This window comes from Chryseobacterium camelliae, assembly GCF_030818575.1.
Taxonomy (GTDB): Bacteria; Bacteroidota; Bacteroidia; order Flavobacteriales; family Weeksellaceae; genus Chryseobacterium; species Chryseobacterium camelliae_A.
This window is the reverse complement of sequence record NZ_JAUTAL010000001.1, coordinates 1687574-1710654: the sequence shown is the minus strand read 5'-3', so window position 1 is coordinate 1710654 and position 23081 is coordinate 1687574. Positions and strand designations below refer to the sequence as shown.

The 23081-nt window shown below is 41.2% G+C and carries 22 protein-coding genes and 3 tRNA genes; 15 read left to right on the top strand and 10 right to left on the bottom strand.

Annotated features, from left to right (window positions below):
* Positions 1–2: 2 nt before the first annotated feature.
* On the bottom strand, positions 3–761 hold the full coding sequence (gene yaaA, locus QE404_RS07795; RefSeq protein ID WP_307448868.1) for a peroxide stress protein YaaA: 759 nt from the start codon (positions 759–761) through the stop codon (positions 3–5).
* Between the two features lie 71 nt (positions 762–832).
* Positions 833–1444 carry an L-threonylcarbamoyladenylate synthase gene (locus QE404_RS07790; protein ID WP_307448865.1) on the bottom strand — a complete coding sequence of 204 codons (612 nt, stop codon included), beginning with the start codon at positions 1442–1444 and terminating at the stop codon, positions 833–835.
* A 101-nt stretch (positions 1445–1545) separates the two neighbouring features.
* Between QE404_RS07790 and QE404_RS07785 the strand changes: the two genes are divergently transcribed.
* The 5 genes from QE404_RS07785 (at position 1546) to QE404_RS07765 (ending at position 3044) form a co-directional block, all read left to right on the top strand.
* A tRNA-Met gene (locus QE404_RS07785) sits at positions 1546–1618 on the top strand.
* Between the two features lie 38 nt (positions 1619–1656).
* Positions 1657–1729: transfer RNA gene (locus QE404_RS07780), tRNA-Met, on the top strand.
* A 37-nt stretch (positions 1730–1766) separates the two neighbouring features.
* Positions 1767–1839: transfer RNA gene (locus QE404_RS07775), tRNA-Met, on the top strand.
* 381 nt (positions 1840–2220) lie between these two features.
* Positions 2221–2592, top strand: a complete 372-nt coding sequence (locus QE404_RS07770) for a SpoIIAA family protein (RefSeq protein WP_307448863.1) — start codon at positions 2221–2223, stop codon at positions 2590–2592.
* 41 nt (positions 2593–2633) lie between these two features.
* A complete protein-coding gene (locus QE404_RS07765; protein WP_307448860.1) occupies positions 2634–3044 on the top strand; it encodes a hypothetical protein in 411 nt (136 codons plus the stop codon).
* Between the two features lie 46 nt (positions 3045–3090).
* On the opposite strand, the gene QE404_RS07760 is transcribed toward QE404_RS07765, so the two are convergent.
* Both QE404_RS07760 and QE404_RS07755 read right to left on the bottom strand, forming a co-directional pair.
* Positions 3091–3297, bottom strand: coding sequence for a hypervirulence associated TUDOR domain-containing protein (locus tag QE404_RS07760; protein WP_307453805.1), 207 nt, complete (start codon positions 3295–3297; stop codon positions 3091–3093).
* Between the two features lie 116 nt (positions 3298–3413).
* The gene (locus tag QE404_RS07755) at positions 3414–3995 is read right to left on the bottom strand and encodes a hypothetical protein (RefSeq protein ID WP_307448854.1); all 582 of its coding nucleotides are present in this window, start codon (positions 3993–3995) and stop codon (positions 3414–3416) included.
* Between the two features lie 281 nt (positions 3996–4276).
* Between QE404_RS07755 and QE404_RS07750 the strand changes: the two genes are divergently transcribed.
* The 6 genes from QE404_RS07750 (at position 4277) to QE404_RS07725 (ending at position 9914) form a co-directional block, all read left to right on the top strand.
* Positions 4277–4873 carry a Crp/Fnr family transcriptional regulator gene (locus QE404_RS07750; RefSeq protein ID WP_307448852.1) on the top strand — a complete coding sequence of 199 codons (597 nt, stop codon included), beginning with the start codon at positions 4277–4279 and terminating at the stop codon, positions 4871–4873.
* Between the two features lie 76 nt (positions 4874–4949).
* Positions 4950–5651, top strand: coding sequence for a DAPG hydrolase family protein (locus QE404_RS07745; RefSeq protein ID WP_307448850.1), 702 nt, complete (start codon positions 4950–4952; stop codon positions 5649–5651).
* Positions 5652–6121: 470 nt separating this feature from the next.
* Positions 6122–6487: a BlaI/MecI/CopY family transcriptional regulator gene (locus tag QE404_RS07740; RefSeq protein WP_307448847.1), complete on the top strand. Its 366-nt coding sequence runs from the start codon at positions 6122–6124 to the stop codon at positions 6485–6487.
* A 2-nt stretch (positions 6488–6489) separates the two neighbouring features.
* Positions 6490–8355, top strand: coding sequence for a M56 family metallopeptidase (locus QE404_RS07735; protein ID WP_307448844.1), 1866 nt, complete (start codon positions 6490–6492; stop codon positions 8353–8355).
* Positions 8356–8366: 11 nt separating this feature from the next.
* Complete coding sequence (locus QE404_RS07730) at positions 8367–9263, top strand: GLPGLI family protein (RefSeq protein WP_307448840.1); 897 nt, start codon at positions 8367–8369, stop codon at positions 9261–9263.
* 90 nt (positions 9264–9353) lie between these two features.
* On the top strand, positions 9354–9914 hold the full coding sequence (locus tag QE404_RS07725) for a sugar O-acetyltransferase (RefSeq protein ID WP_307448837.1): 561 nt from the start codon (positions 9354–9356) through the stop codon (positions 9912–9914).
* 55 nt (positions 9915–9969) lie between these two features.
* On the opposite strand, the gene fsa is transcribed toward QE404_RS07725, so the two are convergent.
* Both fsa and QE404_RS07715 read right to left on the bottom strand, forming a co-directional pair.
* The gene (fsa, locus tag QE404_RS07720) at positions 9970–10623 is read right to left on the bottom strand and encodes a fructose-6-phosphate aldolase (RefSeq protein ID WP_307448834.1); all 654 of its coding nucleotides are present in this window, start codon (positions 10621–10623) and stop codon (positions 9970–9972) included.
* A 190-nt stretch (positions 10624–10813) separates the two neighbouring features.
* Positions 10814–11377 carry a tetratricopeptide repeat protein gene (locus tag QE404_RS07715; RefSeq protein ID WP_307448830.1) on the bottom strand — a complete coding sequence of 188 codons (564 nt, stop codon included), beginning with the start codon at positions 11375–11377 and terminating at the stop codon, positions 10814–10816.
* A 180-nt stretch (positions 11378–11557) separates the two neighbouring features.
* On the opposite strand from QE404_RS07715, the gene pepE reads away from it, so the two are divergent.
* From pepE to QE404_RS07700, 3 genes are all read left to right on the top strand, one after another.
* Positions 11558–12250, top strand: coding sequence for a dipeptidase PepE (gene pepE / locus QE404_RS07710; RefSeq protein WP_307448827.1), 693 nt, complete (start codon positions 11558–11560; stop codon positions 12248–12250).
* 114 nt (positions 12251–12364) lie between these two features.
* A complete protein-coding gene (gene dacB, locus QE404_RS07705) occupies positions 12365–13738 on the top strand; it encodes a D-alanyl-D-alanine carboxypeptidase/D-alanyl-D-alanine endopeptidase (protein ID WP_307448824.1) in 1374 nt (457 codons plus the stop codon).
* 7 nt (positions 13739–13745) lie between these two features.
* Positions 13746–14900, top strand: coding sequence for a sensor histidine kinase (locus QE404_RS07700; RefSeq protein WP_307448821.1), 1155 nt, complete (start codon positions 13746–13748; stop codon positions 14898–14900).
* 66 nt (positions 14901–14966) lie between these two features.
* On the opposite strand, the gene QE404_RS07695 is transcribed toward QE404_RS07700, so the two are convergent.
* The 4 genes from QE404_RS07695 to QE404_RS07680 all read right to left on the bottom strand — a co-directional run bounded on the left by QE404_RS07695 (position 14967) and on the right by QE404_RS07680 (position 20700).
* Positions 14967–16823, bottom strand: a complete 1857-nt coding sequence (locus QE404_RS07695; RefSeq protein WP_307448818.1) for a M61 family metallopeptidase — start codon at positions 16821–16823, stop codon at positions 14967–14969.
* Positions 16824–16997: 174 nt separating this feature from the next.
* Entirely contained in the window at positions 16998–18626 is a 1629-nt protein-coding gene (locus QE404_RS07690) for a M1 family metallopeptidase (RefSeq protein ID WP_307448815.1), read from the bottom strand.
* Positions 18627–18766: 140 nt separating this feature from the next.
* Positions 18767–19594: a twin-arginine translocase subunit TatC gene (gene tatC / locus QE404_RS07685; protein WP_307448812.1), complete on the bottom strand. Its 828-nt coding sequence runs from the start codon at positions 19592–19594 to the stop codon at positions 18767–18769.
* A gap of 146 nt (positions 19595–19740) precedes the next feature.
* A complete protein-coding gene (locus tag QE404_RS07680) occupies positions 19741–20700 on the bottom strand; it encodes a KpsF/GutQ family sugar-phosphate isomerase (RefSeq protein WP_307453373.1) in 960 nt (319 codons plus the stop codon).
* Positions 20701–20858: 158 nt separating this feature from the next.
* Here QE404_RS07680 and recQ point away from each other — a divergent pair, with 158 nt between their 5' ends.
* Positions 20859–23063 (top strand): DNA helicase RecQ, encoded by a 2205-nt coding sequence (recQ, locus tag QE404_RS07675; RefSeq protein WP_307448809.1) that lies wholly within the window; start codon positions 20859–20861, stop codon positions 23061–23063.
* Positions 23064–23081: the final 18 nt, after the last annotated feature.

Here is a 23081-nt window from a genome sequence, read left to right as displayed (position 1 = left end):
ATCTATCGCACAAAAACCAGTTTATTGTCGTTTGACTTTTCCTCATCGATCAGGTAGCCTTCCTCATTAAAGGCTTTAACATCATTCAGCGTTTTGGCATTGGTTTCTGCACAGAACCGCGCCACCATTCCGCGCGCATGTTTGGTGTATACGACGATAGTTTTAGGCTTGCCATCCTTCAACTGGTAAAATTCAACATCAACCACAGGATGGGCGAGCATTTTACGGTTAACGACTTTGCCATACTCGTTGCTTGCCAGGTTCAGCAGGAATTCACCTTTCTTCATTTCTGAATTCAGCTGAGCCGTGACGGTTTCCGTCCAGATCTCATATAAATTTTTATACGATTCAAAGCCGAACGGCCTTCCCATTTCCAGCCGGTACAGCATCACTTTATCGGAAGGTTTCAGCAATCCGTACAGTCCTGAAAGGATGCGGTAATTTTTCTGCAGGTAATCCACAGCATTTTGATCCAGGGATTTGGCGTCAAGGCCTCTGTAGACTTCACCGGTAAATGCATATAAAGCCGGAGCAGACTCTTTAGCGGAAGGTTTGGCTTTCCATTTCTGGTTCCTTTCCCAGTTTTCATCTGCCAGCTTGGAAGAGATTTCCATCAGCTCAGAAAGGTATTTCGGGGACTTCTCACGAAGATGAGACTGTATCTGTTCTGCCTTTTCAATAAAACGGGGTGTTGTAGGCTTCAGCAGTGCTGAAGAGTACTCCGTATTCATTAATTTGGCAGGCGATGTTATAATTTTCATTGTTAAATAATCTGAATCTAATTAGCAGCTTGAGTAATTCAGTATTTCAAATATGCTGCTTGAGTTGGAAATTAAATCTGGCCTTTACCCTGTCTTATGATTTCTGGTTCACCGGAAGTAAGGTCTACAATAGTGGAAGCTACATTATCGCCATAACCGGAATCGATGACGATATCCACCAGATGTTCGTATTTCTCGGCAATCAGCTCGGGATCTGTAGAATATTCGATGATCTCGTCATCATCTTTGATTGAGGTAGAGGCAATAGGGTGGCCCAGTTTTTCTACGATAAGCTGGGGAATCGGGTGGTCCGGCACACGGATACCGATGGTCTTATGGTTTTTATAGGCCAATGGGAGGCTCTTGTTAGCCTCAAGGATAAATGTGAACGGGCCCGGAAGGTGGCTTTTCAGAAAACGGAAAACCGAAGTTTCGATAGGACGGGTAAAATCTGACAGATGGCTCAGATCATTACAAATAATGGAGAACTGAGCCTTATCAAGCTTAATTTTCTTGATCTGTGCAAGCTTTTCCATTGCTCTAATGTCAAAAATATTACATCCCAAGGCATAAACAGTGTCAGACGGATAAATAATCAGCCCGCCATTATTCAGGGTGGTAATAACTTCGTTGATAAGCTTTTCCTGTGGATTGTCCGGATAAATTTTCAATACTTTTGCCATATCACAAAGATACGAATAATCCCATAGTTTTCATAAAAGCCCTTTATTTACAAGAAAAATTAGGAATATTAAAAAAATGTCGTATATTTGCAATCCAATATCGCGGGATGGAGCAGTAGGTAGCTCGTCGGGCTCATAACCCGAAGGTCATCGGTTCGAGTCCGGTTCCCGCTACTAAGTAAACGTTTGTGGTAACGTTTTTAAAAATACACCGCGGGGTAGAGCAGTAGGTAGCTCGTCGGGCTCATAACCCGGAGGTCGCACGTTCGAGTCGTGTCCCCGCTACTAAGTTAACGCTTTCGGTAAGCGTTCTAAAATATACCGCGGGATGGAGCAGTAGGTAGCTCGTCGGGCTCATAACCCGAAGGTCATCGGTTCGAGTCCGGTTCCCGCTACTAAAGTAAATCCGGTATGGCAGTGTCATACCGGATTTTTATTTGCTGTATACCCGAATGGTATTCTGTTACTTACAGAAATCGACCTGATTTTTTAACCTATTCACTAAAATCAGTTACTGATGTTGAGTTAACATACAACCTTGTCAGGATTCCAAACCCTGACAAGGTTTGGGAATACAATAAATTTAGTCATTCGAATCGACTTCATTTTAATCTGATCAGAAATCTATGATCATAGTTAAATATTTTAGTGCATTCTATTGATTTTAAGTTTAAAATAAATATATAAAGGATAATATTGAGTTGGTTTTAATGATTTTTGATGGGGTAAGCGTATAATTTATGGCGCAGTTTATGCAGTTAAGTTGAAAAGATCATATGTTACAACCCATCGCCACAGCACCGAGGAATATCGCCGCATTTGAAGCATCCGGCGAAATTACAAAGGAAGATTTTGACGGCGTGATCAAAATCATTGATGAGAAAATAGAACAGGAAGGTGAATTGAACTATCTTTTAAAACTTGATACACCTCTTAAAAATTTCACCTTTGCTGCCTGGATGAATGATGCCTGGCTGGGAATCAAAAATATCACCAAATGGAACCGTTGCGCAATTGTCACTGATGAAGAGAGCATACAGAAGTTTACTGATATGGTCAGTAAGGTAATGATCGGGGAGTTTAGAGGGTACGATAAACACGAATATGATAAAGCAGAGCATTGGGTAGCAACAGGTCAGGATCTGTAATTGGCATACCATATAAATAATCGACAACCAAATCACAGTTTATGTATAAGAAAATACTTGCAGGTTTAGGAGGTGCTATTGCACTCAACCTGCTGCATGAAACCATCAGAAAGAATTTCAATAATGTTCCGGAAGTGAATAAAGTGGGAGAAGAAGCCCTCAATAAGGCATTGGACAAAGCAGACATGAAAATAACAAATCATGATCAGCTGTACGCGGCTACCCTGGCAGGAGATGTCATTAGTAACGGAATTTATTATGCGACTACAGCAACCAGCGGTTTTAATATTGCATCAGGACTGCTGGCCGGGATTGGTGCGGTAGCATTACCGAAAAAAATGGGACTGGATGACACTCCTGTCGCTGAGACTACAGAGAAAAAAGTAATGACAGTTGCTTATTATCTTTTCGGGGCAGTTGTCACCAAACTCATTTATGATAAAATCAAATAGGATAATATCCCTGTAAAATACAATTGCCACAATATCGTGGCAATTTTTACATTTTCTTAAGTGCTGATGCTTTGTGGACGGCCGACTTACCGGTTTTTTCACTCATTACTTCATACTGCGGTTCATCTTCGGAAGCGCGTCTCTGTCTGTTCATAAAGATAAAGTCCTTTTTATGGACGGCGGTGATTCTACCATGCGTTTCACCATTGCTGGAATTCCATCTTACCATGTCTCCTTTTTTCAGATTGCTCATTGTAGTGTATTTTAAAGATTAATATACCATACTGTTCATCTTCTGTGCCAAGAGGTTACCTCTTAAAAAGAAAAAACCGCCTGAAGAGGCGGTCTGTATTTTTTACTTAGAATGGCTTATTGGGCAATTTCAGCATAAGGTCTTAGGTTGTTGTCCTGTGAAAGGGTCTGTCCCAGGAATTCTTTTTTCTGGCTTCCTTTCATCCTGCCTACTGCATCATTGGCATTGAAATAGGCTTCGCTCAGCTTAGTAGTAATTTCAGAAGGATTAAAATCAATCTTGGTATCACCTTCTACACCTAGATAACCGTTCTTCTTGGTAAGGTAAGTGATGTAATTCTTGTAGTTGATAAAAGTATTTCTAAGATACTGAGTGTGGTACTCCATGCACTTCTTTGCTTTTTTCGAAGAATTATTAAGGATACAGTTGTTCATATTTCCTCTATACAGCATCCATTCAGATTCCAGTTTAGCGTATTCCTTTCCCAGAGCTGTTTTACCGTTGGTAAGGATATTATTGTCTCCTTCTTTGGTTGCTATGGCCTGCAGGTGTCCGATCACCAGAGGAACCGTATTTTCGATCTTCGTTTTGGTTTCCTTTACTACGCTGAGATCAGCGGCAGGAGTATTTTTCTTTTGGGCATTAGTGATGTTGAAAATAAGCAGTAACAGTACAATCAGTAAATTATATCTTTTCATGAGAAATTTTTAAAGCACTAAAATAAATATATTTTCCCACTTTAGACAAATTCATTTCATATTTATTTAATAAATTTTAACAAATTTATAATGAATGTATTCATTATTGTAAAAATGATGAATATATGATATGTATTGTTTGATTTTAAACTGCATTATTCCTCATAGGATTAACATAGCTTCAGCACTTTTTGTTTCTGAAATCTTGGGAATAACGGCCATAGATATTCAGGTCTTTTCTATCTTTATATTAGATTCACATAATATCTGTAAATTATTTAATGAAAAATAAAACTATTGAAGATCATCTGTGTACAATATTTAATCTTAAAGAATTCCTTCAGGATGCAGAGTGGAAAGATTTACTGGATCACTCCGTTCTGAAATCTTTCAGAAAGAATGAAATTATTTTAAAAAGAGATTTCCGCTACAGCGATGTGATATTTGTTGCCGAAGGTGTATTGGCTTCAGAATTTACAATAAACGAAAAAAAAGTGATCGGCAGATTTTTTCAACCGGGCAACCTCTGTACAAACTTTGACAGTTTACTTCACCATACGGTATCCAGATATCAAATTGTAAGCATTACCCCGTGTACGATCATTTCAATAGCCGGATCAGATTTTATGAGGTATTACAATAATGGTATCAGCCTGGGTAAAATACTTAGAAATACTGTTCTTGAGATCATTGCTGAAGATATTTTGATAACCGATATGAAGCTGCTATATGGCAAGAGTGAAATGATTGAATTTATCAGAACACATTATCCTGATATTGCTAAAAAGGTTCCCTATAAATATATTGCTCAGTTTTTAGGAATTACACCAGAAGCGTACAGCAGAATACTTAAGCAGAGCCACCAAAAATCTTCTTAGAAACCTTAACCAAGGTTAAGTTTTTTAGCAGGGCACTTCTGTTACCTTTGATAAACAATAATTAATCAAAGATAATATGAAACTTACTAAAGAACAACAACAGGTATTATTTTCGGATATAGACAAGCTCTTATCCCCTAAACCTTTAAGACTGGAAGCCGGTATAAAGAGGATGGAAAACGGGATGCTCCAGATTTCTATGAGAACGGATCTCCATGGCTGTAAAAGTAAAATGCTCGACTGGTGGTTCACTTTCTTCGAAACAACTCAACATTTGAAATGGTGGCATCCTCATGATCACATCCTGCACAGTGGTTGGGATAGCCAATGGGTAAAAAATAAAAACTATATTGGCGCTACGATCCATGCTACAGAAGCATTAGGAGAGATCGCACCTGTACCTGCCACGATAAAATTCCATGATCCGGCAGAAGTTTTTAATCCTGCTTTGCTAGAGGAAGCTTATGATACAGCACATGTGGGTGCCGTAATTTATGCAAGAATCGGATTTGGAAAAGACACGCCACTGGATGACAATGGTGACCCTGAAGATGGCTTCATGTTTCATGTAGCCAGAGACACACCTTTTGGGTGTACGTTGAGAAGTCACTTTTATTTGGGAGCAATAGCAGCCGATACTACAGCACCCCTGCATGAAGATATAGGTTTTGGATTGATGGAGCACTGTTATACTGAATTTACTTATCTATCACACTTCCTGCCTTCTATATATTATGCAGAAAATAAAAATGGAGATAAGGCTCCTTTACCATGGTGATGCCCATTTGAATTATGCAGGTAAAGACTGAGAATTACCATTAAGCAGCATATCGCTGAAATGGAAATTAGGATCTGCCATTGCCTTTTTCAGAGTACAGAGACACTGACAAAAGTACATCCTGGGAATTTTCACCATTAATAATTGTACTGTCCAGTTTCAAACCAATTCAACTGATAGAAAGAATTACTGTATCCCGGACTCAAATTAAACCAGTTTGTGTCCGGGATTATCTGATATTGTAAAGAAATTACACGTTGCTTGCTGCTGCCTAATGAGCATTCTCTCTTTCATCGAACATAAATAAATTCAAATAAATGAAATTTATTTATTTGATAATCAATATATTATTTAAAAAATTTGTTTATCACTAAAAAAATAGTTGTTTGAATCAGATTTATTTATACATTTGTATAACTATTTAATTAGTGATATAGCCTGAAAGGCATAGTCATACTAAAAAAAGAGATATGAAAATTCAGACATTGACAAAAGCGGAAGAACAGGTAATGCAGTATTTGTGGAAGATTGAAAGAGGGTTCCTGAAAGACCTGCTTGAACTTTTCCCTGAGCCTAAGCCGCATACCAATACCGTATCTACGATTCTTAAGGTGCTGAAGGATAAAGAATTCGTTGATTATCAGGTGCACGGGCGCCAACATGAATATTTCCCGCTGATCTCAAAAGAACAATACTCCGGGAAAACCATGAAAAGCCTGGTTAAAAATTATTTCAAAGGATCTTATAAGAGTGCCGTCTCTTTCCTGGTTGAGAAAAATGAAATGACCGTGGAAGATCTTGAACTTCTCCTTAATGAACTTAAAAACAAAGACTGATTATGGAAGCCGTAAGTCTGTACTTTATAAAAATGATTGTATGTTCCGGTGTAACATTTTTGTACTATCGGTTGTCTTTAAAAGATAAGACCTTCCATCATTACAACAGGTTTTACTTATTGTCTGCAACGGTTTTGTCCATACTGCTTCCCTTCATTAAGGTGGATGACTTTACCGTAGAGGTCAGCAATGATCTATACCTGATGATGGACAGGATCAGTAATTTTAATACCGCTAAAACCATAAATAATGACGACATTTATTTTAGAATTGCTTTTTCAGTTCTGGGCCTGGTTTCTCTCTGTTTTTCAGTGAGGCTGCTCTACGGAATCTTAAAAATACGGCAGTTTAAGAAAACATTCCCGAAGGAAAGTAAAAAAGGCATCAGCTTTTACCATACCAATCTTACAGAAGCTCCTTTTTCCTATTTCAGAAGTCTGTTCTGGAAAGATACCATTGTCCTCAATTCAGAGGTGGGAAGACAAATACTGAAGCACGAAATGGTTCATATAGAACAGAAGCATTCATATGATAAAATCTTTATGGAAATGATCACGTCTCTGCTTTGGTTCAACCCGTTTTTCCATATCATCAAGAAAGAACTTAGTTTAATACATGAATATCTGGCCGATAAAAAGGCCGTAAAGCAATCGGACACCAAAGCATTTGCGCAGATGCTTTTGGCCAGCCACTTTTCCGGAACCCAGTGGCCGGCTGCCAGTCCGTTTCTCAGTTCAAACCTCAAAAAAAGATTAAAGATGTTACAGAAACCTAAAACCAAATTCGGATATGCGCATAGAATTTTAGCACTACCCGTAGTATTTACAGTGGCGTTTGCCTATCTTGTAAATGCCAAAAATCAGGAGATTAAGGCCACTAATAAAGAAATAGAAAAAGCCGTTGCACAGATCGCAAAAGAAGAACACATCACCGTTAAAAAAGATACGATTGTTCCTGATGTTAAAGACAGCATACCAACTCCAAGAGTATATAATAGATCGGATGATAATCAAAGAATTTCAGATTTAAGCAAAAGAATTAAGCAGAAAACCGAAAATCTGCGAAAGCTGAAACCTGAGACAGACGAGTACTACAAAAATCTTGAAGAACTGGGTAAACTTTCCGGTGAGCTTGGAAAGATTGCCAGTTCACCAAATTATCTTAAATCGGCAATGGTAATTAAAATGAACGGAAAAGATATCAATATTAATGACTATTTCAAATCAAAAGAATGGAAAGATGAAGTAAACCATCTTAAAGAACTTAATATTGAAATGCCGGAAATGCCTGAAATAAAGTTTGATTATCCTGAACCTCTACAACAACTTAATTCTTCTGGTATGCGTGAGATACCCAAAGTGAAATTATACACTTTCAAAGATACAAAAGACATGAGATGGTCTCCGGATATGGAAAACGTGATCAGAATATCGCCATCCGGAAAAAAAGAATCACCTACTGTAATTAGAAAAAGAGCCAAGCTTGAAAGGGAAAGGGCCAGACTGGAAGAAAAAAGAGCCAAGCTTGAAGGCGAAAGAGCTAAGCTGGAAGCAGAAAAAAGATCACTGGACGGCAACAGATTGTCTTATTTCTATAGTACAGGTACCACTAATCCGGATGTTAAAATAATAACCGGAACGGGAAACATTCAGAATCCCAGAAGTAGGGTAATTGTAAGTACCAACAAAAATAATTTGTTTGATAAGGATGCCAATTTCAAAATTTATGTAGACGATACTGAAGTCACTAAAAAAGAAATGGATGCTTTGGATCCGGTGATTATCAAAGCGGTGAGAGTTAATAAAAAGACAGACGACGGTAAGGTGAATTCCGAAATCAGGATTGAAACTAAAAATAAAAACAACTAATCAATATCATCATGAAAAACACCGTTCTGCTTTTCATCGTATGGGGAATGCTTATCCAGGCACAAACCAATCGTTTCTTTTACGAATACAAGTTCATTCCCGATGCCAATAATAAAGATGATGTGAAAAAAGAAATGATGCTGCTTGACATCACTCCCAAAGGCTCCAGCTATTACAGCTATGACAAATTTATCTCAGATTCTACCATTGTCGCTGATGTTGAAAAACAGACTAAATCAGGATCGGGAAACATTCAAATCAACAGGAATGATAAACCGGGCCAGATAAATTATAAGGTAGTCAAGGACTATCCCGATTTCAGGACTTACCTGTCTACCAAAATTTCTACAGACAAGTATAAAGTGAAAGAAGATCAGAAACCCGTATGGAAAATTCTTCCGGACAAGCAGAAAATAGGAGAATATATGGCGCAAAAGGCTACGACATCCTATGGCGGGAGAGACTGGATTGCCTGGTTCACTGCAGACATTCCGTTCCAGGACGGTCCGTACAAGTTTTACGGGCTTCCGGGACTGATCGTAAAGATTGAGGATACGACAGGCTCCCATATCATGACACTGGTTGGGAATAAGAAAATAGCAAACCCTTCATCGGACGCCGAATTCAAGCTTCCTTCCGGAATGGTCATGCTTGGAGTGGGCGGCAAAGAAATCGAGGTTACGGAAGACCAGTTCAGAAAAGTCTGGAAAGCCTATGTGAATGATCCTTCAAAAAATATGAGGCAGATGATGGCCGGTAATGGTGATATGAAAATGACGTTCAAATTCAAAGACGCCAGCGGAAAAGAAATTTCCGACCCCAATCAGGTATTGCGGGCCATGGAGAAGAGTACCAAAGAGAGGCTGGCCAAGGATAATAATCCTATAGAACCGGATTTGTATCGTTGATACAGGTATTTAATATACAGCAGGCGGATCATTTCCGCCTGTTTTTTTATCTTTAGGCACAAACATCACATTAATATTGAACACCTTATCATGACGGAAAAAGAAAAGTGTGCACAAGGGTTGCTATACAATGCGAATTATGACCCGGAACTCATTCAAGAACGTATGGAATGCAAAGACCTCTGCCTGGAATACAACCAGCTGAAGAATACGGATACGGACAACCGCAATAGGCTGATCAAAAAGATCATCCCCAATTCAAAAAACAATATCTGCATTGAGCCTTCCTTTTGGTGCGACTATGGCTACAACATCCGGCTCGGCGAAAATTTTTATGCCAATCATAATCTGGTGATTCTGGATTGTGCTGAAGTCAGTTTCGGGGACAATGCATTTATAGGCCCCAACTGCAGCTTCTATACAGCCGGTCATCCTCTGGATGCCAAACAGCGTAACGAAGGCCTTGAATATGCCCGTCCGATCAGAGTAGGGCATAATGTCTGGTTCGGAGGGAATGTTGTTGTACTTCCGGGCATTACCATAGGTAACAATGCCGTAATAGGCGCAGGAAGTGTCGTTACTAAGGATGTTCCTGATAATGCCGTTGCAGTAGGGAATCCCTGTAGGATAGTAAAGATGATCGAACCATAAAAAAGAATCCGGCGAAACTTCGTTTCGCCGGATTCTTTTTTATGGTAAATGTATATTAAGCCAGTTTCTGTGAATCCGCAATAAACTGGGCTAATCCGTTGTCTGTTAAAGGATGCTTCAGCAGGCTCAAGATCGGAGGCAGCGGTGAAGTGATCACGTCCGCACCAATCTTCGCACAATCGATAATGTGCATGGCATGACGGATAGAAGCGGCTAAAATTTCCGTTTCATACATATAGTTGTCAAAAATAAGTCGGATTTCCTGGATCAGGTTCAATCCGTCGGTAGAGATATCATCCAGTCTTCCCAGGAACGGAGAAACATAAGTAGCTCCTGCTTTGGCGGCAAGAAGTGCCTGTCCCGGAGAGAAAATCAATGTACAGTTGGTTTTGATACCTTTATCAGAGAAATATTTCAATGCTTTGATCCCGTCTTTGATCATCGGGATTTTTACAACAATATTCGGGTGGATGGCAGCAAGTTCGTCACCTTCCTTGATCATTTCTTCATAGGTTGTGGAAAGCACTTCGGCAGAAATATCACCGTCTACGATCTCGCAGATTGCTTTATAATGATTTTTAATGGCTTCAGCACCCTGAATCCCTTCTTTAGCCATAAGCGACGGGTTAGTAGTTACCCCATCAAGAATTCCAAGGTCTTTAGCTTCTCTGATTTGTTCTAAATTAGCAGTGTCAATAAAAAATTTCATTTGTTCTATTAGATTTATTGGTGCAAAGATAAACATTCCTTGCTGAGTGGGAAATTAATTTGCTTAACGTTTAATCTTAATTTTCAGGATAAATCCGGAATAAAAAGTTTACTATTACCAGAGCTTCACTTGCGCGATCAAAAAATACGGTCTTAAAAACAAAAAGATCCGGAAATTTCCGGATCTTTTATTATGAATTTAAAGCTTTACTGAGCTTTAAGGCGTCCTGGTTGGAAGGATCATATTGCAGGGACTTGGCAATATGTTCTTTAGCCTTGTCTTTGTTACTCTGCTGTTCAGTGAAGGCCAGGTAAAAATAAGCATAAGCTAAATTTTTCTTATTCTGTTCCACTTCCTCGGGCTTTACCGTAGCAATATACTTTTCATAAGCTATTTTTGCATTGGCATCGTCCTTGGCAGACTGGTATGCATAAGCCTGGCTATAATATGAAGGCGCCCAGTCAGGTAAAATGGCTGAAATCTTTTTCCAGGTATCGATGGCGTTCGTCCAGTCTGAAGCTTCCTGGTATGCTGTGGCTAATTTCGCCATGGATTCAACATCTTTTGGATTGGCTTCAATTTTCTTTTTCAGATCTTCGACTCCGGCATTAGCCTGAGTCTGCTGTACAGCGGTAGTGGTGTTGGCTGTAGCTGCAGTGTCTGTCTGGGTATTCTGTGCCTGCGCAAAAAATGCGCCCCCGGCAAGCATGAGTCCTAATAAAAGGTTTTTGCTGTTCATTCTATTCATTTTCATAATTCCTATATTTTTAAAACTTGATTAAAGGTAGCCAATAAAAATTCGATTAAAAAAAATAAATTTAGAACCTTTAAGTTTTTTTGGAAAATATTAACGGGTTAACATATTTTTTTATATTAATTTTTGATTCGTGTTGATCCTCATTATCTTTGTGATGACCTAAATGAATTATACCATATGAATATTATACTGGCATCAACCTCTACTTTGTTCGGGGGATCTTATCTGGAATACTTAAGGGAAGAATTGATTGATTTATACAGCGGAATCGATGAACTGGTGTTCATTCCGTTTGCCAGGCCGGGCGGAATCTCCCATGATGGGTATACAGAGAAAGCAAGGATGTTTTTTGAAACCCTTGGCATCAAAGTAAAGGGAGTGCATGAATTTGAGGATATGAAGCAGGCGGTTAATGATGCCCAGGCATTTTTTACCGGTGGCGGAAATACGTTTCTGCTGGTGAAAACGCTTCATGAAGAAGGCCTGATGACACTGCTCAGGGAAAATGTACAACAGGGAAAACCCTATCTGGGCTGCAGTGCCGGAAGCAATATCGGAGGGCAGAACATGAAGACAACGAATGATATGCCGATTGTATATCCGCCGAGCTTTGAATGTATGGGGCTAGTTCCCTTTAACCTCAACCCTCATTATCTGGATCCGGATCCTGGATTAAAGCATAACGGTGAGACGCGTGAAACAAGAATACGGGAATTCCTTACGCAAAATGACCTTAAAGTAATTGGATTGCGTGAAGGCAACTGGATCAGGAAGAAAGGAGATAGAATCAGGGTTGAAGGAAGTGAGCTGACCCGGATTTTCGAGCCCGGAAAAGAACCGTATGAAATAGGACCAGGTAGTGAACTGTAAGTCTTCTATCAATTTAAACTCTGTAGTCATAGGTATTGATGCTTATCCTGAACGGTATCTTTCTAATTTTTTATTACATTTGGGTGAAAGCGTAATTTAATCTGAAAAATTTCCATGAGAAAGACTTTGATATTCCTGATATGTTCCGCACCTTTTGTTTTTGGCCAGGATACCGCACAGAGGCTTGAGAAAGCTACCATGAGCCTGATGGATTCTCCGGCAGCAGTTGCATCCGGGCTCTCATTCTATGTCTCTGATGACAGCGGGAACAAAATATATGAATACAATGGGAACAGAGGCCTTTCAACCGCTTCCACACAGAAGATCTTTACAGCAGCGGCAGCGCTGGAAATATTGGGAAGCAATTATACGTATACAACGACCGTAAGCCATTCGGGAAATGTTGCCGGTCAGGTGCTTAACGGAAACCTGTTTGTGGCTTCCAACGGAGATCCAACCTTAGGCAGCTGGCGGTATGATGGCTATAAATCCGAAAACTTTAAGAAAAAGCTGATCGAGGCCCTAAACAGTTCCGGAATCAGGAAAATTACCGGTGACCTGATCATCGATGATTCTTATTTCGATCATCAGACCATTCCGGGCGGCTGGCCGTGGGATGACCTTGGAAATTATTACGGTGCAGGTGTATGGGGAATCAACTGGCGCGAAAACCAGTTTGACATCAACATCAAAGGAACCGAATTCAAAAGTTTTTCTTACCCGCTTGAAGGGGTTAAATGGCTTAACGACCTGAAGGCTGACGGGAATTCGGACCACAGCCTTATTTTTACCGCACCGCATTCCGATGTGGCACTGATCAACGGGACATTGCCCGCCGCAAAGACGGTCACCGTATCAGGAGCAACACCGGATCCTCCGCTCCAGTTAGGAGCAGAGATCAGGCAGTGGCTTCAGGAAGCAGGAATAGAATATTCAGGTAAAGTAAAAACCGTTTCAAGGATGCAGGCGGATGGAGAAAAACTGCCGTCTGATGTAAAAAAACAAACTGTTCTGACGTATAAATCCCCACCTTTAAAAAATATCATCTATTGGTTCCTGCGTAAAAGCATCAATCTGTATGGAGAGACCCTGCTCAAGACTCTGGCAAAAGAAAAGACCGGAAACTCTTCTTTTAAAAGTGGCGTAGCCTACCTAAAGGAATTCTGGAGGTCTAAAGGGATCAACGGCAATATGATCAATTTTGCGGATGGCAGCGGCTTGTCTCCCCAAAACTACGTTTCTGCCAAAGCGGAAGTGCAGGCCCTGTTGTATGCAAGGAAACAGCCATGGTTTGAAGTCTATTATGATGGTTTCCCGGTTCAGGATAACGGGATGAAAATGAAAAGCGGGACCATGCGCGATACCAAATCCTATGCAGGCTATCAGACCGCAAGTGACGGCAGGAAGTACGTGTTTTCCATTATCATCAATAATTACCAGGGCAGTGGCAGTACAGAGCTGCAGAAGATCCTGAATGCATTAAAATAGAAGTGTTTTGAGAAAATCCATTTTAGCGAGATTGAATAACTGGATCATCTTTTCCCTGATGACCCTGATTGTTCTTACCATTGTTATCGCCTCAACCATTCTCTTCAATTTCCTCAGAAAAGAAGAGATCAAAAGGGTGGATATCCTGGTAAGCGCCCTCAAATTCCAACAGGAGGTAACCACACCAAGCCTGGAAATCCAGTCGCTGATCCTTCAGATTTACAGTTCAAATACCACAATTCCGGTCATCATCCTAGATAAGGAGGACCAGATTATTGATTCTAAAAATATCCCCAGGGAAATAGAAAATAATTCCCGGGAAATTATCCTGCTGGCCAAACAGATGGCCCAGCATTATCCGCCTATTGAACTGAAATTCCCGAACCAGAATAACCAATTTGTCTATTACGATAACTCCAGGCTGCTGAACAACTTGAGGTATTCCCCGTATATCCTGGGTTTTTTCATATTGAGTTATTTCCTTTTCTCTTTCTGGTTCCTCAGGACGATTAAAAAGACCGATGAAGGATATCTTTGGGCGGGCCTTGCCAAAGAAACCGCACACCAGATTGGAACTCCTCTGTCTTCCATGATCGGATGGATCGAAATCATGAAACTTGAACATCCGGATTCTGAGGGCGTCTATGAAATCGAAAAAGATATTGAAAGACTCAGGACCATCTCGGAAAGGTTTTCCAAAATCGGTTCCGTACCAGAGCTTAATGACACCGATTTCAATACAACAATACAGGACAATTACAATTACCTCAAAACGCGGATTTCGCGAAAGGTTAATTTCAGCCTTCAGCTTCCGCCTGACGACATCCAGGTGCCCCATAATAAGATCCTCATGAGCTGGGTGATTGAAAACCTGGTTAAAAATGCAGTGGATGCCATGAAAGGAGATGGAACATTAACCATGTCTGTATTTGAGAAGAATAAAAACATTCTGGTTGAAGTGAAAGATACAGGAAGCGGCATGACCAAAAGACAGGCGGCCAATGCCTTCAAACCAGGATACTCCACCAAAAAGAGAGGATGGGGACTAGGCCTTTCACTGGCGAAAAGAGTAGTACAGGAATACCACAACGGTGATATCAAGATTGCCCATACGGAAGTGGGAAAGGGAACAACCTTCAGGATTACCATCAGAAAATCATAAGCAAAACAGAAAAGCAGGGATTCATTTCCCTGCTTTTTGTTTATAACAACCGTTGGTATGGTGTGGTTATTTCTTACCGGTAAGCCACTGATCGCGCAGCTTTTGTTCTTCCGGACTAGGATTAGCCTTCCACTCAAGGGTTTCTATAGTCAGTTTATCCAGTATTGCTTTTCCTTTCAGCTCGATCTTATCCATTTTATCCCCGTTCTTTCTCAAAACGGTTACCGTCACAGGCTGGCCTTCTTTGATGGTCTTGGAATAATTGATGAAATCCTGCACGTTCTGGATATTCACGGTTTTACCGTCCAGGGCAAGGACCTCATCCGTAATCCTGAACCCTATACTCTTTGAAAAAGGAGAAAGCGGTGAATTCTCATCGAATATAAAGGTCTTGTTCTTTTCATTGTAACCGGTCTGATTAGGATCTTTGATGAACCAGAATACCGGCGGCGTCTCCTGCTTTTTCACTTCCACACCTACCATGCTGAGGTATTGCTGGTAAGGCGTTGGCTGGCTGCCTGCAATATATTTGTTATAAAAATCCTTTATCTGGGGATAACCGGTAATGGTTACCAGCTCATCGATCAGCTTGTCATCTTTGAAAGGTTTGTTTTCCCCGAACCGTTGGGATAATTTACGGATCATGTCGCGGTAGCCCATTTCGCCGTTGGAAAGTTTCCTGAGCTCAATATCCATGCACATGGCCAGGAGCGTCCCTTTCTCATATACATTCCTGTACTGGTCTTTATAAGGCTCTTTAAGGACATTTTTACTCATGACCGTAAACGGCATCGTATCATCATAATTTTTAGAGTTTGTGATCTTCTCATTCATCCTTTTCAAAAACTCATTTTTATCGATCAGCCCCTCCTGGATCTGGAACAGGTTGGCAAAATATTCCGTTCCCCCTTCATACATCCAGAGGTGCTGGGACATCTTAGGATTGGCATAATCAAAATAATGGATTTCCTCAGAATGGGTCTTCAGCGGATTCACTGTATGGAAAAACTCGTGGGAAACAACATCGGTAAGCGTTTTGTCAATCATATCTTTCGGCATCATTTCCGGCAATACGACGCTGGTGGATTCATGATGTTCCAAGGCTCCGAAGCCTTTGATCTGCGGACCTTGCGGGCCTGCCAGATACAACATGATCGCATACTTTTTATTGGTATTCATATCGCCCAGGAATTTTTTCTGTGCTACCACCATTTTTTCCAGGTTGTCTTTGAAATCTGCCGCTTTATATGTTCCTGAAGGTGAATAAACCCCCAGAACGAGATCCATTCCTCCTGCATTGAAAGTGATATAATCAGGCTTGGTGTACATAAGCGGAGAATCTGTTACTTTCGCGTAGTTGGCCAGTGTGTAGGTATCGGTAGCATCAGACTGATCCTGATCAACCAATGCCGTGGTTCCGTAAAAATCTGAAGGCTTCTGAATCACGAGCTGATAGGGTACATCCTGCATATTGTCAATATATCCGATGAACCCATGAGTGTTGATCAGATATACTTTACCTTCCTCAATGTCTGTTCCGGAAGGTGAGAAAACCGCTTTATGCTTGGAGGTATCCATTTCATCATCAAAACTGTCATTCACAAGGTAGGTAACTTTGCTCAGGCCTTGGGCATTTTTCAGGGCATAGGTATTATCGTTGACTTTGGTATAGGCAAGCTCCTTTCCCTTACGGTCATAAAATTTAATCCCTTCTATAAATCTTCCGTAATCATCTTCCGAATATGTTCCCGGAACCGTTTTGGGAAAATGGAATTTTACATCACCGGATTTCATGGCAGGAAACTCCATGGTTACAGCCACTTTGTCGTCCTTTACATTCACCAGGTCGATGGTGGTCTTTACAGATTGTGCATGGGCCCAGAAAGCGGCCAGTATTCCTGCACTCAGTGCTAATTTTTTCATTTAAGGATTATATTTATTAGGTAAGTTATTTAAATTCTGGTTTTGTTACAGAAGGCAATATTAAACTTTTCTTAATTTTTTCTTTAATAATTGCGGCATAAACGCTGATCCTTCAGTGCGGATGAAAAGTATAAAAGCAAATCCCGTAAAGGATTTGCTTTTATATTGTGGTTGTTACTGTACTTTTTTGTAATCGATATAGTAATTTTTATCAAAGCTCACCGGTGTTCCGCTGTTTAACTTTACCGTCTGCCAGTCTTCTGTTGGATTGATGGTTTGTCCGGAGTCTGTTCTTATCGGAAGCCTGAAATTTTTAATGGTATTCGTATAGCGGAATTTCAGTTCTTCTCCCTTCTGGGCATATTCCAGGACAGGAACTTTTGTCGTTCTGAGGTATTGGTTAAAGACGGAAGAAAAATCGATTCCCGACTTTTTGGAGATGTACTGTTCTATCTGCTGTGTACTAACGGTCTGATGATAGAAATCTTTGTTCAGTCCTCTTAAAATCTGCCTGAATTTTTCATCATCATTAATCACCTGGCGGATGGTATGGATCATACTTGCTCCTTTAGGATACATGTCTCCGCTGCCTTCGTTACGTACCCCGTATTTGCCGATAATCGGGCTGTCGTTCTGAATAAGTTTCCTGATTCCCTGGGCATAGGTTTCTGCTGATTTTTTATCCATATACCGTTCGGTAAACAGGACTTCCGAATAATTGGTAAAGCTTTCATGGATCCACATGTCTGCCTGGTCTTTTGCCGTGATATTGTTGGCAAACCATTCATGCCCGCTTTCATGGATGATGATAAAATCCCAGTTAAGCCCTACTCCCGTTCCGGAAAGATCCCTTCCCAGATAGCCGTTTTGGTATCCATTTCCATAACCTACATTGCTTTGATGCTCCATACCGAGGTAAGGCGTTTCCACCAGTTTGTAGGAATCCTCATAAAAAGGATATGGCCCGAACCAGTATTCAAAAGCAGAAAGCATCGGCTTCACCTGTTGAAACTGTTTTTTAGCCTTGTCGGTATTGTAGCCCAGTACCCAGTAATCGAGGTCCAGCTTGCCTTTTTCACCTTTGAAAGTATCCTTGAAATTGGCATATTTACCTATGCTCGGAATGATGGAATACGCATTGATCGGATTTTTCACTTCCCAGGTGTATATGGTTTTATCTCCTTCCGTCCTGGTATTGGTCAGCCTTCCGTTTCCTACGCCTGTAAGACCCTTCGGAGCAATGATTTTCATAATGATGCCCTGGTCCGGTTCATCGCTCCAGATATCTTTGGTAGGAAGCCAGACGGATGCCCCGATGCCTTCGTCGGCAACACTCATCCACGGATTTCCCTTTTCATCATGTGTAAAAATCCAGCCGCCGTCCCATGGCGGTGTTTTAGCAATCCTGGGATTTCCCGAATATTGGACATCAATGGTATATTGTTCTCCTTTCTTAAAGCCTTTTTTAGCCGTAATAAAGATAAAATCCCCATCCTGTTGATACTCCATCGGGAAGGACGCCTGAACTTTGTCAGCCTTCATAGGCTGCTGCAGGTCGATCTGAAATACAGGGTTGGTAATATCTTTGATGATCTGCAAGCTGATGGTATTATTGCCTTTGATACTCTTGGAATCAAAATCAGGCTCAACAGACAGGTCATACTTTTTTACATCCCAGAAATCACGGAATTTCGTATTCGATCCTTTCAGGGTATCCTGTTTGGTAAAAGCCTTGTTTTTCTCGAACAACTGCCCAAAGGCCAGCCCGGAAATTAAAACAAGGGTAAACGTCAGCTTTTTCATCGCAATTAAATTATCAGGATCAAAAATATAAAATTAATTTATGTAATCGGGTCTTGCTAAGCGTAAATGCCGGCTGCCGACAATAAAAAAATCCCGCAGGATGGCTGCGGGAATATTATTTTTAAGCCTGATCTAATCAGTTAGTCTCGTACAGCGGGTAAATTGGCTGCTGCTTTCTGAATCTTTTTATAGGTATACGAGCACATCATAATACTGAATTCGTAAAGGATGATCAGCGGGAGTGCAGCCATGATCATACTCAGGACATCCGCAGGGGTAATGATTGCTGCTACCACCATAATGAGTACAATCGCATGGCGGCGGTAAGTTTTCATGAATGTCGGGGTAAGTATGCCCAAAGTAGTCAGGAAGTAAATCAGTACCGGGAAAAGGAAAATTACGCCCATCCCCAGGATTACCTGTAAAAACAGTGTGGTATAGTCGCTCAGGTCATACAGCGGGACAATGATATCCGAAATCTTAAAGATAACCCCGAAATTCACGGCAAAAGGCAGAATCAGGAAATACCCGCATAATACTCCGGTCATGAAAAGGATCCACACGGAGTTGATGATGAAAATAGAGTTTTTTCTTTCCTTCGGATGCAGGGCAGGGCTCACAAAACGCCACAATTCCCATACAATATACGGAAAAGCAGCCACGATGCCTCCGAAAATAGATACGGCCATCATCACGTTAAACTGCTGGTAAAGCCTCTGCACACGTACCGGGAAATCTTTCGGCAGATGGATGCTGTCTTCACCGAGAATCATTCTGGAGTAATGGTTAACTACCCTGAAAGTAGGGAAATCATTACGCGTAGGACCGAAGAAGATATGGTCCATAATCCAGTTGATGTTGAAACCGATAACGAACGCAGCAATAACAATTGCCAGGATTGAACGGATCAGATGACCTCTTAGTTCCCCGATATGTCCCCAGAAAGACATTTCTTTTCCCTCACTCACAGAATACAATTTTTAAGACCCAAATGTATGAAAAAAAGTTCTTATTAAGCAGCAAGTTGAGCACGATATCATAGAAAAAAGTCAGTTGTATTGATGATTTTCTTTGCTGAAGATTTATCATGGTTTAAAACTGCACTTTTCCCGTTTTAATTGATGCCTTCGTCCAGTAATTTATGAAGGTCTATGATTCCGAAATACTTCCCGTTGTCGGTTACCACAAGCTGTCCGATATTATTATCCTTGAGAATTTTTAAAGCTTCACGGGCAAGGGCATCTTTTTCAATGGTTTTGGGATTCAGGGACATGATTTCCTTTGCAGTGATGGTGGAGATGTCTTCTCCTTTCATCAGCATTCTCCTGAGGTCGCCGTCGGTAATCACGCCAACAATTTCATCTTCTCTCGTCACTACGGTAATTCCATGCCTCGAAGCACTGATCGAGATGATGACATCCCTGATGGATGCCGTCTCGGAAACCTGAGGCTTTTGGGAAGACAGGAAATCATTTACCCTGGCCAGAAGGTTCTTTCCAAGGCTTCCTCCCGGATGGAATTTGGCAAAATCATGGGCTTTGAAACCCTTCAGTTCCATCAGTACGATGGCAAGTGCATCACCCAGAGCCATCTGCAGGGTAGTGGAGCTTGTAGGAGCCAGCTGGTTCGGGCAGGCTTCTGTGTCTACGTGCGTATCAATGATCACTTCAGAAAATTCGGCAAGCTTGCTTTTTCGGTTTCCCGTCATGCCGATCAGTGCTGAAGAATAGTTTTTAAGGTATGGGAGCAGGTTGATAATTTCCGGTGAATTCCCGGAGTTGGAAATGCAAAGCACCACATCGCTTTTCTGTATGACGCCCAGATCTCCGTGGATGGCTTCGGAAGCGTGCAGGAACTGCGAAGGTGTGCCGGTAGAATTAAGGGTAGCAACGATCTTATTTGCTACGTGGGCCGATTTTCCGATGCCTACAACAATCAGTTTGCCTTGTGCCGACCGGATGATGTCAACGGCTTTTACAAATTCGTCATCCAGCCTGTTCTTTAATTTCTGAAGTTCTGAGATTTCTATTTCAAGGGTGTTTTTCGCTATTGAGATAATGCCGTCTTTTTCCATTTTCATACGTTTGGTTATATAAAAAATCCATTAAAAACTGTTATAACATTAGAAGGAAATTTTATATAAGTTTTATTTTTTATAAATTCGTTCGCTTTTATTTTAGACAAAAATTTATTAACTTTGGAATAGATGCAAATTTAGCAATAGAAAATTAGATGAACGCAAAAAAAGCCAATTTATCCGGCGAGTTGAAGAAATATTTCGGTTTTTCAACATTTAAGGGTCAGCAGGAACAAATCATACAAAACCTTTTGGATGGAAACGACATATTTGTTCTCATGCCTACAGGCGGAGGTAAGTCTTTATGCTACCAATTGCCGGCGTTAATTTCAGAAGGTACTGCTATTGTAGTATCTCCCCTCATCGCGTTGATGAAAAATCAGGTGGATGCAGTTAACGGACTTTCATCTGATGAAGGGGTAGCCCATGTACTGAATTCATCATTAAACAAAACTCAGACCAAACAGGTTTTCGATGATATTAAAAAAGGTAAAACCAAACTTTTATATGTAGCTCCGGAATCTCTGATCAAAGAAGATTACCTTGACTTTCTGAAAGAAGTGAAAATTTCCTTCTTTGCCATTGATGAAGCGCACTGTATCTCGGAATGGGGGCACGACTTCCGCCCGGAATACAGAAACCTTAAAATGATCATCGACAGGATTGCTGATGTACCGGTAATTGCCCTCACGGCAACCGCTACGCCTAAAGTCCAGGATGACATTCAGAAAACCTTAGGTATGACCAATGCACAGGTGTTCAAAGAAAGCTTTAACCGTCCAAACCTGTATTATGAAGTACGGCCAAAAGTGAACATCGATAAGGAAATTGTTAAGTTTATCAATCAGCATAAAGGCAAATCCGGGATCGTGTATTGCCTCAGCCGGAGAAAAGTAGAGGAATTTGCCCAGCTTCTCCAGGTTAATGGCATCAACGCCCTTCCATATCACGCCGGTCTCGACCAAAAGATGCGGGTGGCCAATCAGGACAAGTTCCTGATGGAAGAAGTTGACGTTATTGTAGCCACCATAGCCTTCGGGATGGGAATTGATAAACCGGATGTTCGCTTCGTTATCCACTACGATTTCCCGAAATCCCTGGAAAGCTACTACCAGGAAACCGGACGTGCCGGAAGAGACGGCGGAGAAGGCTATTGCCTCGCTTTCTATGATCCCAAGGATATTGAAAAACTGGAAAAGTTCCTTGCCCAAAAGCCTGTTTCGGAAAGGGAAATCGGACTCCAGCTGCTGAATGAGGTAGTAGGATATGCAGAAACCTCTATGAGCAGGCGGCAGTATATCCTGTACTATTTCGGGGAAAACTTTGATCCGGTGAATGGAGACGGAGCAAGGATGTGTGATAACGTGTCCAACCCTCCGAAACTGAAAGATGCCACCTCTGATCTTGAAAAAGTGCTTGCACTGATCCAGGATACCGGCGAAAAGTTCAAAGCAAAAGATCTAATTTCCGTCATCGTAGGAAAAGAGACCGCGGTGACGAAATCCTATAAGCTGGAACAGCATCCACAGTTCGGATTCGGAAAGGAGGAAAAGGACAACTACTGGAAAACGATATTGCGCCAGGCGACCGTGCAGGGATTCCTGTTGAAGGATATTGAGACCTATGGTGTGCTGAAAATTTCGGATAAAGGCAAAAAGGTCATCGGGAATAAGAGCAAAGAAACTTTCCTGATCGCAGAGGACCGTGAGTTTGACCTGAACCAGACCCGTGCTGAGAATGAACAAACCCAGATGCAGGCCGGCGGAGGACTGGATCAGAACCTTTTCGGCCAGCTCAAGGAGCTGAGGAAAAAGGTAGCTAAAAAATACGGAATTCCCCCTTATACGGTTTTTATGGATCCAAGCCTCGAAGATATGACCGTCCAGTATCCCGTAAGTTTGGAGGAAATTGCCAAAATCTACGGCGTAGGCGAAGGAAAAGCCAAGAAATACGGGAAAGAGTTTGCCGATTTCATTAAAGCCTATGTTGAGGAAAACAATATTGAACGTACCCAGGACATGGTGCTGAAGCAGGTGGCCAATAAATCCAGCCACAAGGTTTTCATTATCCAGAGTACCGATAAAAAAATTGATCTTGAAGATATTGCCCGGGCTAAAAACCTTTCGATGGATGAACTCCTGAAAGAAATGGAGCGCATCGTCTATCAGGGGACAAAGCTGAATATCGATTACTATATTGAAGATAATTTTGATGAGGATATCGTGGACGGATTTATGGAATTTATGAACGAATCTGAAAGCGACAGCATGAAAGTGCTGCTTGACGAGTTTGGCGATGAACTTTCTGATGAGGAAGTAAGAATGCTCAGGATTAAGTTCATCAGTGATGTAGCGAATTAACTTAAAACAGGACCTTAT